At 70.6% G+C, this 12,705-nt stretch carries 9 protein-coding genes; 8 read left to right on the top strand and 1 reads right to left on the bottom strand.

The genetic code is table 11. The annotated features are described in order from the left end of the window. From AWZ10_RS45180 to AWZ10_RS45145, 8 genes are all read left to right on the top strand, one after another. Window positions 1-1,119, top strand: a 1,119-nt coding sequence (locus tag AWZ10_RS45180; protein WP_279616681.1) for a transketolase-like TK C-terminal-containing protein, incomplete at its 5' end; no start/stop codon positions are given. 22 nt (window positions 1,120-1,141) lie between these two features. Next, a complete protein-coding gene (gene tal, locus AWZ10_RS45175) occupies window positions 1,142-2,320 on the top strand; it encodes a transaldolase (protein ID WP_060894130.1) in 1,179 nt (392 codons plus the stop codon). Continuing rightward, window positions 2,317-3,846, top strand: a complete 1,530-nt coding sequence (gene zwf, locus AWZ10_RS45170; protein ID WP_046703715.1) for a glucose-6-phosphate dehydrogenase — start codon at window positions 2,317-2,319, stop codon at window positions 3,844-3,846. The genes tal and zwf overlap by 4 nt, the downstream gene beginning before the upstream one ends. After that, window positions 3,843-4,805, top strand: a complete 963-nt coding sequence (gene opcA / locus AWZ10_RS45165) for a glucose-6-phosphate dehydrogenase assembly protein OpcA (protein ID WP_046703716.1) — start codon at window positions 3,843-3,845, stop codon at window positions 4,803-4,805. The genes zwf and opcA overlap by 4 nt, the downstream gene beginning before the upstream one ends. A 10-nt stretch (window positions 4,806-4,815) precedes the next feature. Next, entirely contained in the window at window positions 4,816-5,694 is an 879-nt protein-coding gene (gnd, locus tag AWZ10_RS45160) for a phosphogluconate dehydrogenase (NAD(+)-dependent, decarboxylating) (protein WP_060894129.1), read from the top strand. A gap of 260 nt (window positions 5,695-5,954) precedes the next feature. Beyond that, entirely contained in the window at window positions 5,955-8,867 is a 2,913-nt protein-coding gene (locus AWZ10_RS45155) for a peroxidase family protein (protein ID WP_060894128.1), read from the top strand. Window positions 8,868-8,930: 63 nt separating this feature from the next. Further along, the gene (locus AWZ10_RS45150) at window positions 8,931-10,415 is read left to right on the top strand and encodes a hypothetical protein (protein WP_060894127.1); all 1,485 of its coding nucleotides are present in this window, start codon (window positions 8,931-8,933) and stop codon (window positions 10,413-10,415) included. A gap of 82 nt (window positions 10,416-10,497) precedes the next feature. Further along, entirely contained in the window at window positions 10,498-11,973 is a 1,476-nt protein-coding gene (locus AWZ10_RS45145) for a pentapeptide repeat-containing protein (protein WP_060894126.1), read from the top strand. A gap of 6 nt (window positions 11,974-11,979) precedes the next feature. On the opposite strand, the gene AWZ10_RS45140 is transcribed toward AWZ10_RS45145, so the two are convergent. Beyond that, the coding region (locus AWZ10_RS45140; RefSeq protein ID WP_208618671.1) for a VOC family protein at window positions 11,980-12,705 on the bottom strand (726 nt) is incomplete at its 5' end.

The raw sequence follows: 12,705 nt of genomic DNA, 5'->3' as shown, positions 1-12,705 counted from the left end.
GGCGCCGAGGCGCACGCCGCCTGGGACAAGCGGATCGCCGAGTGGCGCGCCGCCCGGCCCGAGCGGGCCCGGCTCTTCGACCGGGTGGTCGCGGGCCGGCTGCCCGAGGGCTGGGAACAGGCACTGCCCGTCTTCGAGGAGGGCACCTCGGTGGCGACCCGGGCCGCGTCCGGCAAGGTGCTCCAGGCGCTCGGCGCGGTCGTCCCCGAACTGTGGGGCGGCTCGGCCGACCTCGCCGGATCGAACAACACGACGATCGACAAGACGTCGTCCTTCCTCCCGGCGGACAATCCGCTCCCGGAGGCCGACCCGTACGGCCGCACCATCCACTTCGGCATCCGTGAGCACTCCATGGCCGCGGCGATGAACGGCATCGCGCTGCACGGCAACACCCGCGTCTTCGGCGGCACGTTCCTGGTGTTCTCCGACTACATGCGCAACGCCGTGCGCCTGTCCGCGCTGATGCAGCTCCCGGTGACGTACGTGTGGACGCACGACTCCATCGGTCTCGGCGAGGACGGCCCGACCCACCAGCCGGTGGAGCACCTGGCCTCCCTGCGGGCCATTCCCGGCCTGAACATCGTCCGCCCGGCCGACGCCAACGAGACGACGATCGCCTGGGCCGAGATCCTCAGGCGCCACGCCACCGACCCGGCGCCGCACGGGCTGGCGCTCACCCGCCAGGGCGTGCCGACGTACGCGCCCAACCCCGAGGCGTCGAAGGGCGGTTATGTGCTCCAGGAGTCCTCGACCGCGACTCCGGAGATGATCCTGATCGCCACCGGTTCGGAGGTGCAACTGGCCGTCGCCGCGCGGGAGCGACTGGAGGCCGAGGGGGTCGGGACACGGGTGGTTTCGATGCCGTCGGTGGAGTGGTTCGAGGAACAGCCGCGCGAATACCGCGAGAGCGTGCTGCCGCCGTCCGTGAAGGCCCGCGTGGCGGTCGAGGCGGGGATCGGTCTGACCTGGTACCGCTACGTCGGTGACCACGGCCGCATCGTCTCCCTCGAACACTTCGGCGCCTCCGCCGACGCGAAGACCCTGTTCGCCGAGTACGGCTTCACCCCCGAGAACGTCGTCACCGCCGCGAAGGAATCTCTCGTCGCCGTCCGCGGTTGATGCGAACGCCTGAAGGAAGATGATCATTGTGACCACCGAAGCGACCGTGGCGAGCACCGTCACGGAACCCCTGCGGCGCCTCTCCGACGAGGGCGTCTCCGTCTGGCTCGACGACCTCTCCCGCGAACGCGTCACCTCCGGCAACCTCGCGAAGCTCGTCGAGAAGCAGCACGTCGTCGGCGTGACCACGAACCCGTCCATCTTCCGGGCCGCCATCGGCTCGGGCGAGGGCTACGAGGACCAGCTCGCCGACCTCGCCGTGCGCGGGGTGACGGTCGACGAGGCCGTACGGATGATGACGACCGCCGACGTACGCGCCGCCGCCGACGTCCTGCGCCCGGTGTACGACGCGACGGCGGGGCGGGACGGCCGGGTCTCCATCGAGGTCGACCCCCGGCTGGCCCACGACACCGCGGCGACGGTCGCCGAGGCCAAGCAGCTCGCCTGGCTCGTCGACCGCCCCAACGTGATGATCAAGATCCCGGCGACGAGGGCGGGTCTCCCGGCGATCACCGAGGTCATCGGGCTCGGCATCAGCGTCAACGTCACGCTGATCTTCTCGCTGGAGCGCCACTACGAGGTGATGCAGGCCTATCTGGCGGGCCTGGAGAAGGCGCAGGCGGCGGGCCTCGACCTGTCCGCCATCCACTCCGTCGCCTCCTTCTTCGTCTCCCGCGTCGACACCGAGACCGACAAGCGGCTGACCCTGCTCGGCACGGCCGAGGCGCTCGCCCTCAGGGGCCGCGCCGCGCTCGCCAACGCGCGGCTCGCCCACGAGGCGTACGAGGAGGTGTTCGGCGGGGCCGGAGGTTCCGCTCACCCCGGCGGACGCTGGACCGCCCTCGCCGGGGCCCGCGCCAACAAGCAGCGCCCGCTGTGGGCCTCGACCGGCGTGAAGGACCCGGCGTACAAGGACACCCGGTACGTGGACGAGCTGGTCGCGCCCGGCACCGTCAGCACGATGCCTCAGGCCACGCTCGACGCCGTCGCGGACCGTGGCGTCATCCGCGGGAACACGGTGAGCGGTGGATACGCGCAGGCCCGCGCCGACCTCGCGGCGGTGGAGGCGCTCGGCGTCTCCTACGAGGAGGTCGTGGGTCTGCTGGAGAACGACGGCGTCGCCACGTTCGAGGCGGCGTGGCAGGACCTGTTGGACGTGGTGGCGAAGTCCTTGAACAGCAAGGGAGTTGATGGGGAATGACCGACGAGTGGCTCAACCCGCTCCGGGACGCGGACGACCGCCGGCTGCCCCGGATCGCGGGCCCGTCCGGGCTCGTCATCTTCGGGGTGACCGGTGACCTGTCCCGCAAGAAGCTGATGCCTGCCGTGTACGACCTGGCCAACCGGGGTCTGCTGCCGCCGGGCTTCTCGCTCGTGGGGTTCGCGCGCCGGGACTGGGAGGACGAGGACTTCGCGCAGATCGTGCACGACGCGGTCCGCGAGCACGCCCGCACCGAGTTCCGTGAGGAGGTCTGGCAGCAACTCGCCGAGGGGATGCGGTTCATCCCGGGCGACTTCGGCGACGACGAGGCGTTCAAGCGGCTGCGCGAGGCCGTCGAGGAACTGGACGGCTCCCGGGGCACGGGCGGCAACTTCGCGTTCTATCTCTCCGTGCCGCCGAAGATGTTCCCGAAGGTCGTCAAGCAGCTCAAGAAGCACGGGCTGGCCGCCCCGCCCGCGGGATCCTGGCGGCGCGCGGTCATCGAGAAGCCGTTCGGCCACGACCTGGCCAGCGCGCGCGAGCTGAACGCGGTCCTGCACGACGTGTTCGACCCCGAGCAGGTCTTCCGGATCGACCACTACCTCGGCAAGGAGACCGTCCAGAACATCCTGGCGCTCCGCTTCGCCAACCAGATGTACGAGCCCATCTGGAACCGGAGTTACGTCGACCACGTGCAGATCACGATGGCCGAGGACATCGGCATCGGCGGTCGCGCCGGGTACTACGACGGCATCGGCTCGGCCCGTGACGTCATCCAGAACCATCTGCTCCAACTGCTGGCCCTGACCGTCATGGAGGAACCGGCGGCGTTCGACGCCGAGTCGCTGCTGGCCGAGAAGCTGAAGGCGCTCAAGGCCGTGCGGCTGCCGGAGGACCTGGGCCGGCACACCGTGCGCGGCCAGTACGCGGCCGGCTGGCAGGGCGGCGAGCAGGTGCCCGGCTATCTGGAGGAGGAGGGCATCAACCGGTCCTCGACGACGGACACGTACGCGGCGGTGAAGGTGGGCATCGACAACCGCCGCTGGGCGGGCGTCCCCTTCTATCTGCGGACGGGCAAGCGCCTCGGCCGCCGGGTGACGGAGATCGCCGTGGTCTTCCAGCGCGCCCCGCACTCCCCGTTCGACTCCACGGCCACCGAGGAGCTGGGGCAGAACGCGATCGTCATCCGGGTGCAGCCGGACGAGGGGATGACCGTGCGCTTCGGTTCGAAGGTGCCGGGTACCTCGATGGAGATCCGGGACGTCACCATGGACTTCGCGTACGGCGAGTCGTTCACCGAGTCCAGCCCGGAGGCGTACGAACGGCTGATCCTGGATGTGCTGCTCGGCGACGCCAACCTCTTCCCCCGCCATCAGGAGGTGGAGGAGTCCTGGAGGATTCTCGACCCGATCGAGGAGTACTGGGCCAAGCACGGCAGGCCCGCGCAGTACGCCTCGGGCAGTTGGGGCCCCGAGGAAGCGGACGAGATGCTCGCACGAGACGGACGGAGCTGGCGCAGGCCATGAAATTCGACCTGACGGACACCACGGCAAGCAAGATCAACAAGGCCCTGGTGAAGGGCCGCAGGGCCATCGGCACGCCCGCCGTGGGCATGGTCCTCACGATGGTGATCGTGACGGACGAGGAGAACGCGTACGACTCGATCAAGGCGGCCGAGGAGGCCTCGCACGAGCACCCCTCGCGCACCCTGGTCGTCATCAAGCGGCACGCCCGCACCCCGAAGGACCGCACGAAGTCGCACCTGGACGCCGAGGTACGGGTCGGCGCCGACGCGGGCACCGGCGAGACGGTCGTGCTGCGGACGTACGGCGAGGTCTCCGACCACGCCGACTCCGTGGTCCTGCCGCTGCTGCTGCCGGACGCGCCGGTGGTGGTGTGGTGGCCGGTGGACGCGCCGCAGCACCCGGCGAAGGACCCGCTGGGCGCGCTCGCCCAGCGCCGGATCACCGACATGTACGCCGTGGAGAACCCGCTCGCCGCCCTGGAGCAGCGGGGCTCCTCCTACACCCCCGGCGACACCGACCTCGCCTGGACCCGGCTGACGCCGTGGCGTTCGATGCTGGCGGCCGCCCTCGACCAGGCCAAGGAGACCATCACCACGGCCGCCGTGGAGAGCGAGGCCGACAACCCGAGCGCCGAACTGCTGGCCCGCTGGCTGGAGGCCCGTCTCGGCGTGTCCGTCGAGCGGGTCCTGACCGCCGGGCCGGTCGTGACGGGTGTGCGCCTCGGCACCTCGAAGGGCGAGATCGTCATCGACCGCCCCGAGGGCCCGCTCGCCACGCTCACCCTGCCTGGCCAGCCGTCCCGCACCCTCGCCCTGAAGGTGCGCCCCACCTCCGAGCTGATCGCCGAGGAGTTGCGGCGCCTCGACGCCGACGAGATGTACGCCGTCGCCCTGCGCGGCGGCGAGAACACCGACAAGACCCTCCGGAACGTTCGTGACACTCAGGGAGAAGTGAACTGACATGGCAGCCATGCAGCTGGGCCTGATCGGTCTCGGCAAGATGGGCGGCAACATGCGCGAGCGGATCCGCCGCGCCGGCCACACTGTCGTCGGCTACGACCGCAACCCCGACGTCTCCGACGTGGGCAGCCTGGCCGAACTGGTCGAGCGCCTCAACGGCCCCCGCACGGTCTGGGTGATGGTGCCCGCCGGCGGCGCCACCCAGTCCGTCGTCGACGAGCTGGCGGAGCTGCTGTCGCCCGGCGACACGGTCGTCGACGGCGGCAACTCCCGCTGGACGGACGACGAGAAGCACGCGGCCGAGCTGGGCGCGAAGGGCATCGGCTTCGTCGACGCGGGTGTCTCCGGGGGCGTGTGGGGGCTGGAGAACGGCTACGCCCTGATGGTCGGCGGCGACAAGGAGCATGTCGAGCGGCTCCAGCCGATCTTCGAGGCGCTCAAGCCGGAGGGGCCGTACGGCTACGTCCACGCGGGCAAGGTGGGTGCCGGGCACTTCTCCAAGATGGTCCACAACGGCATCGAGTACGCCATGATGCAGGCGTACGCCGAGGGCTGGGAGCTGTTGGAGAAGGTCGACTCGGTGACGGACGTCCGCGAGGTGTTCCGCTCCTGGCAGGACGGGACCGTCATCCGCTCCTGGCTGCTGGACCTCGCCGTCAACGCGCTCGATCAGGACGAGCACCTGGAGAAGCTGCGCGGCTTCGCCGAGGACTCCGGTGAGGGACGGTGGACCGTCGAGGCCGCCATCGACCACGCGGTACCGCTGCCGGCGATCACCGCGTCCCTGTTCACGCGCTTCGCGTCACGCCAGGACGACTCCCCGCAGATGAAGATGATCGCGGCGCTGCGGAACCAGTTCGGGGGGCACGCGGTCGAGTCGAAGAAGTAGGCGACGAGACGAGCGCGGCGCCTTCGGTACGTGACAGGTCACGCGGTTCCCCGCGTCCCTTCGGGGGCGCGGGGAACTGTCGTTCCACCGTCCGAACCCGTGGCGACGTGACGGAATGCGATATTCACCCGCATTATTATCAGATGTGTACATGGCGTGAACTGTCGCTGTGGCCGGAACCCCGCCGCCGGTAGCGTGCGGCCCCTGTCCCGTATGCACGTCGCATGCATCCCGTATGCCTTTGTACGAAGGAAGCGCCGATGGCCGAGACCGGGAAGCACGATCAGCGCTACGAGCGGTACGACGGTGGCAGCCCCGAGGCCGAGCGGCTCGTGTTCGAGCGGTTGGCGCGGGAGCTGATGGCCGTCCAGGTCAAGAACCGACGGGCCGGAGGCGGTGACATCGCACGGGCGTTCCACGCGAAGGCCCCGTTGGGTGTGGAGAACGCGCGGCTGCGGTTCCACGACGACCTGCCGGTGGCGCTGCGCGTCGGGTTCGCGCAGCCCGGCGCCGACTATCCGGCGGTGGTCCGGCTGTCCAACGCGAGCGGCGTCCGGCAGGGCGACGGCTCGCCGGACCTGCGGGGCGCGGCGGTGCGGGTACAGGTGACGGACGGGGTGAGCCATGACCTGCTGGCCACCAACCACCCCGTGTCGCACGCGAGCGACGCGCGGGAGTTCGTGGCGTTCGCCAAGGCCATGGCGGGGGCCCGGAGTCCGCTGCGCAAGGCGCTCGGGCTGTTCGTGAAACTACCGCTCGCGGTGGGGCCGGCGACGGCCACGCGGATGCGGCGCAACGTACAGGACGCCACCCGGCGGAGCGTCGGCTCCCTCGCCAGTGAGACCTATTGGAGCCGTGGGGCCGTTCTGTGGGGCGAGGCCGGGCCGGTGCGGTATCTGTTGCGCCCCGCGCCCGGTACGCCGGCCGCCGCCGAACCCGATCGCCGGGACCCGGACTTCCTGCACCGCGAACTGGCGCGGCGGCTGGGCCGGGCGGACGTCGCGTTCGACCTGTGTGTGCAGCGGTACGTGGACGAGCGGCGCACACCGATCGAGGACGCGGCGGTGGAGTGGAAGGACGCGGTGGCACCGGCGGTGCCGATCGCCCGGCTGACCGTCCCCGCCCAGGAACTGGACGGTGCCGAGGCGCGGGCGGCCGCACGGCGGGTCGAGGACCTGACCTTCAACCCCTGGTACACGACCGACGATTTCCGGCCATTGGGCAATATCAACCGGGCCCGGAAGGCGGGGTACCGGGCGAGCGGCGCACACCGTCTCGGGCTGCGCTTCGTCACCCCGGAACCCTTGCGCAACCGGGTGCTCGGCCGGCCCGTGGGGGCCGTCCTCGGGCTGCTGAACCGTGCCGTGCCGTGGCACCGGCTGCCGTTGTCGCTGAGCCTGCTGAACCTGATGTTCCTGCGGAAGGTGCTGCGCAGGAGGAATCTGATCGACACCGAGGTGCGTGAGGCGCCGCCGAAGGCCCAGCCCGCGCCTGAGCCGGTCCCCGAGCGGCTGCGCACGGAACGGTCGTACGACGGGACGTACAACGATCTGTCGGAGCCGAGGATGGGTGCCGTGGGGGCCGCCTTCGGGCGGAACCTGAAGCCGGACTACCGGCCGGATCTCTTCGACACGCCGAACCCGGTCACGGTAAGCAGGCAGTTGCTGTACCGGGAGAGCTTCGTGCCGGCGACCTCGCTCAATGTGCTGGCGGCCGCGTGGATCCAGTTCCAGGTGCACGACTGGGTGAACCACCGGCGGTACAGGACCGGTGACCGCAGTGTGGAGGTGCCGCTGCCGCCCGGCTTCGACGGGGACTGGCGCAACGTGCCGGGCGGGCCGACGGAGCGGGTGATGCGGTTCGCGGAGAACGAGGGCATCGAGGCGCCCGGCCGCCCGCCGATCCTGTTCGCCAACTCCGCCTCGCACTGGTGGGACGGGTCCGAGGTGTACGGCGAGAACGAGCGGACCGCACGCTTCCTGCGCGAGCCGGGCGGCGGCGCGGGGCTCCGCCTGGAGGACGGCCACCTGCCGGGCGGGGCGAACGGCATTCCGCTCACCGGGTTCAACGAGAGCTGGTGGATGGGGCTCAGCGCGATGCACACGCTGTTCGCCCGGGAGCACAACGCGGTGTGCGACGCGCTGCGCGCCGAGTACGCGTCGATGAGCGAGGAGAAGATCTACCACACGGCCCGGCTCGTGGTGTCCGCGCTGATCGCGAAGATCCACACCGTGGAGTGGACACCGGCGATCCTCGCCACCGAGGCGATCGACCTCGCGCTGCACACCAACTGGTCGGGCCCGCCCAGGAACTGGCTCGACCAGCTGGGCCTGTGGCTGTTCGAGGCGCACTCGCTGACCGGCATCCCGAAGACTCTGCCGGACCATCACGCCGCGCCGTACTCGCTGACCGAGGACTTCACGACCGTCTACCGCATGCATCCGCTGATCCCGGACGACTACGAGCTGCGGGAGCACCAGTTCGGGCGGCGGCTGGAGACGGTGGGCTTCTCGGACATCCAGGGTAGGGCGGCCGAGTCACAGATCCGCAAGACGGGCCTCGCGAACTCGCTGTACTCCTTCGGCATCGCCCATCCCGGCGCGATCACGCTGCACAATTTCCCGCGCTCCCTGCAGCGCTTCGAGCGCGACGGGGAGATCATCGACCTGTCCGTCGTCGACCTCGTCCGCACGCGCCGGCGCGGGGTGCCGCGCTACAACGACTTCCGGGCCGGGCTGCACAGGGGGCGCATCCGTTCCTTCGAGGAGCTGACCGAGAACCCTCGGACGCTGGCGCGGCTGAAGGACGTCTACCGCGACGTCGACGAGATCGACACGGTGGTCGGGCTGTTCGCGGAGAACCCGCCGGAGGGCTTCGGGTTCAGCGACACCGCGTTCCGCATCTTCATCCTGATGGCCAGCCGACGGCTGCAGAGCGACCGGTTCCTGACCGTCGACTACCGGCCGGAGGTCTACACACCGCTGGGCATCGACTGGGTCGAGAAGGGCGGCATGAACTCCGTGGTCCTGCGCCACTGCCCGGAACTGGCTCCGCTGCTGCCGCGCCACGCGAGCGCGTTCGCGCCGTGGCGGACGGTGCGGGAGCCCGGCAACGGCGGTACGAGCGACAACGGTACGAGCGACAGCGGTACGCACAACGGCGGTTCACCATGACGCCGTGACACACGACCCGGGGTGTGGCACGCCCCGGGTCCGAACCACAACGGGGGAAAACGCATGACGTTCACCGACAACCAGTCCGAGCTGCCCGGAACAGGGGAGCTGTCCGCGACAGCCGGGGCCGGCGAGCAACTGGCGGTGCGGGAGCCGCCGCCCGGCGTCGCCGGTGCCACCACCCACTCCGGACTCGCCGACCTCTTCGGGCGCCCACTGCTGCGGACTGTGTGGCGCCGCCGTACGCACCGGGTGAGCCGGGGCGCCAAGGTGTCCGCCGGGACCATGACCTACACGTCCCGCAACGCGGTGCAGCCCCTGACCGAGCTGGAGGAGGCGGTGCTGATCGCGATCACCGGCACGACGGGGCTCACCATGCCCGACCGGCCCTTCGAGGACCCGGACAACGGCACACCCATCATGTCCAAGCCCAACCTGACGATGGCGGGCCGCACCGCCGGGAGCCCGGACAACGCCCAGGGCACCCACTTCTTCCTCGTGAACGACTCGGGCACCTACTTCCTGCGCAGGCTGGAGCCGGCGCCGGACGAGCCGTTCGACGCCGAGACCCTGGTCGCGCGGGCACACGAGGCGAAGGTGAAGGTCCTGGACCACCGCCTTGATGTCGCGCCGGGCAAGCGGGACTTCCCGGCGTACCTGGACTCGAACCGCTTCCTGTCCAACCTGCCCGGAACGACGTTGCTGTTCCCGGTGGTCGACCTCTCCCACCAGTACGTGAACGCGCTGATGTATCTGCTCACCCAGCCGGACGGGGCCCGCCCCACCCTCGTGGACGACCGCAACTTCTACCGTCCCGCCGGGGTGAAGAAGTGGGTGAAGAACGGTTTCCTCAACGGGGATCTGAAGCTGCCCCTCGGCGCCCTCGGCCCGATGCGCACCCAGATCGAGGCGGATCTGCTGCTGCAGAACCTGATGCTCACGGCCGAGGCGATGGGTCTGGGCGCCTGGATCCACGCCACCATCAACCCGCAGATCGCCCTCGGCGACCCGAAGTTCTCCCGCGCGTACGGCAAAATGCTCGGCTTCGACTTCGTCACCCCGCGCTGGCGGCCCTCCGACATCTGGCGCTGGCAGATCCCGCTGCCGAAGTACGCCGAGGTGCGCTCGCACCCGGTCCGGCTGCCCTCCCCCGACGGCGGCGCCCCACTGATCGCCGCCGCGTGCCCGCCGATGTTCGGGAGCATGTCGGAGGCCGTGGACACGATCGTCCAGGAGAAGTTCGGCCGCGGCGGCGTCTACACCGACCGGGACGTCTTCGCCCGGATCTACCGGGAGGACTACGGGCAGCGCTATCTCACCGAGGCGAGTGAGTACGAGGAGCGGGTGATCGACTGCGCCCGCGACATCTGCGAGTACATCCTCCGCACGCACGGCCGCTTCCCGGCCCACACGGACGCGATCCACGTCCCGGGCGTGTGGCTCCAGGTCCATCACGTGGAGAACGAGTACTACGAACAGTTCTTCACGAACGGTCTCACGGACGCGCACCGTGCCCACGACGAGGCCTGGGCTCACCAGGGACGGTGACGTCGGCCGGGGTCCGGCCGGAACGCACGGCCGGATCGCGGTTGTTGACAGGTACGAGCGTTCCGGGTGAGAGTCCCGGGTGATGATGATCAACGATCTGACGGCGGCCGAGCGGCGGGTGTGGGAGGCCTTTCCGCTGGGCGCGGCGGTGGACTTCAGGGCCGTGGACCTCGGGACCGCCGAGGACGAGGACGCGGCGGACGGCGCCGGATGGGGCCCCGAGCGGACCGTACGGGCCCGGGTGCTCCGGGCGCTGCTGCTCACCGCTCCCCAGCAGGAGGGTGAGGTCGCCGCGCTCAAGATCGAGGGCGCCCGGATCACCGGCAGACTGGAACTGAAGTACGCGGCGGTCGACAGCGTCGTACGGCTGAGCGGCTGCCACTTCGACGAGGTCCCCGACTTCTCGGGCGCACAGTTCACCTACCTCAATCTGACCAGGTCCGTGCTTCCCGGGCTGCGTTCGGCGCGGGTGCGGGTGGACGGCGGACTGCGGTTGTCGGGGTGCCGGTTCCGGGGTCCGGTGAGACTCACCGGGGCACAGATCTCCGGGACCCTGTTCATGGAGCGGGCCAAGTTCACCGCGTCGGACGAAGAGCCCGCGCTACGGCTCAACCAGGCGGAGATCGGGGAGGAGTTGTGCGCTCCCGGGCTGCGCGCGGACGGCGAGGTCCGGCTCGGCGGTGCCCATGTCGCCGGCGCGGTCGACCTGAAGCGGGCACGGCTGCACCGGCCCGGCGGCACCGCTCTCGGCGCGGAGACGCTCGTCACCGAGTCCGATGTGGTGCTGCGGCACGCGGACGTACGCGGCCGGGTCGAGTTGCGCGGTGCCCGGGTGGGCGGCTGGCTGGAGCTGTCGTACGCCAGGCTGTCGAACCCCGGGGGTACGGCGCTGCGGGTGAGCAGCTGCGTCATCAGCGAACTCTGGCTGCGCAAGGGCCCTCCGATGGAGGGTGACCTCAATCTGCGCCGCGCCCAGATAGAGGTGCTGTTCGTGGAACCGGAGATGCTGCCGGACAAGGTCCTCCTGAACAGTCTCACCTACACCTCTCTCATCCCGCACGAGCCCGCCCAGCGAAGGCTGCCCATGCTGGAGCGCGACGGGGAGGCCTATCTGCCGTACTCCTACGAGCAGTTGACCGCCGCGTACCGCCGGATCGGTGACGAGGACGCCGCCCGGCGCGTCCAGCTCGCCAAGCAACGCCGCCATCGTGACACGCTCCGCTGGTACGGGCGGCTCTGGGGCTACGCCCAGGACGCCGCCGTCGGCTACGGTTTCCGCCCGCTGCGCGCGGCCGTCTGGCTGCTGTCGCTGATGGCGGTGGGCTCGGTGACGTACGCCGTGCAACCACCGAGCCCGCTGAAGGCGGACGAGGCCCCGCCCTTCAACGCGGTCGTCTACACCCTCGACCTGCTCCTCCCGATCATCGACTTCGGGCAGGAGCGGGCCTACGCGCCCGAGGGCGGGTCGCAGTGGCTGTCGTACGTTCTCGTCATCACCGGCTGGATCCTGGCGACGACGGTCGCCACGGGTGTGACGCGCACCGTCAGCCGCCAGTGACTCTTCCTACCTGGCCGGTCGTTGGACGTGCTGGGCGGCGAGGCGCACGGGCGCGTTCTGCGCGCCGTAACCCTGGTACCCGCCGTCCCGCTGGACGAGTTCGAAGAAGACGCGGCCGACGGTCTCGGTGTAGCAGTGACGGAACTCGCCGTCCGCGTCGCGGTCGTAGAGGACGCCGAGTTCGCGGTACGTCTCCAGCTCGCCGTCGGCGAACTCGAACCGTGCGGCCAGGTCGTCGTAGTAGTTCGCGGGGACGGCCAGCAGCCGCCCTCCGGCCGCGCGGAAGGCGCGGGCCGCGGCGACGACGTCGTCCGTGGCGAGGGCGATGTGCTGGGCGCGGGCTGTGTCGTCGGTCGGGGCGGGGCCGACGCTGAGGGCGATCCGGACGGTGCCGTCCTCGTTGGTCACCGGCCGGCTGCGGAACAGGCCGTAGGGGTCGGCGACATCGACGCTGTCGCTGGCGTGGAGGCCGAGCACCGTGCGGTGGAAGAGGGCGGCCTCGTCGAACTGGTGCCAGGGCTGGGTCAGGGCGAGATGGTCGACGCGGTGGACGTGGCGGGCGGCCTCCGTGTGTTCCACGGGCCGGAAGTCCCCGGTCCAGCTCGGGAGTTCGGGGCGGTCCGTCGCGCAGAGGAAGAGTTTCGTGCCGTCGGGTGCTGCCACCGCGTCCAGCGGCGCGTCCTCGGCGGCCCGGCGGCGCGGCAGCACCGGCGCGAGCAGCGCCTCGGCGCG

It is taken from the genome of Streptomyces europaeiscabiei, from assembly GCF_001550375.1.
Taxonomy (GTDB): Bacteria; Actinomycetota; Actinomycetes; order Streptomycetales; family Streptomycetaceae; genus Streptomyces; species Streptomyces europaeiscabiei.
Note: the sequence above shows the minus strand (reverse complement) of the source record. Positions and strands in the feature narration are given on the sequence as shown.

Bases quoted from the DNA above. Each gene is read 5' to 3' on its own strand.
- zwf (WP_046703715.1), top strand. From the start codon at position 2,317: ATGACCGACGAGTGGCTCAACCCGCTCCGGGACGCGGACGACCGCCGG.
- opcA (WP_046703716.1), top strand. From the start codon at position 3,843: ATGAAATTCGACCTGACGGACACCACGGCAAGCAAGATCAACAAGGCC.
- gnd (WP_060894129.1), top strand. From the start codon at position 4,816: ATGCAGCTGGGCCTGATCGGTCTCGGCAAGATGGGCGGCAACATGCGC.
- AWZ10_RS45155 (WP_060894128.1), top strand. From the start codon at position 5,955: ATGGCCGAGACCGGGAAGCACGATCAGCGCTACGAGCGGTACGACGGT.
- AWZ10_RS45150 (WP_060894127.1), top strand. From the start codon at position 8,931: ATGACGTTCACCGACAACCAGTCCGAGCTGCCCGGAACAGGGGAGCTG.
- AWZ10_RS45145 (WP_060894126.1), top strand. From the start codon at position 10,498: ATGATGATCAACGATCTGACGGCGGCCGAGCGGCGGGTGTGGGAGGCC.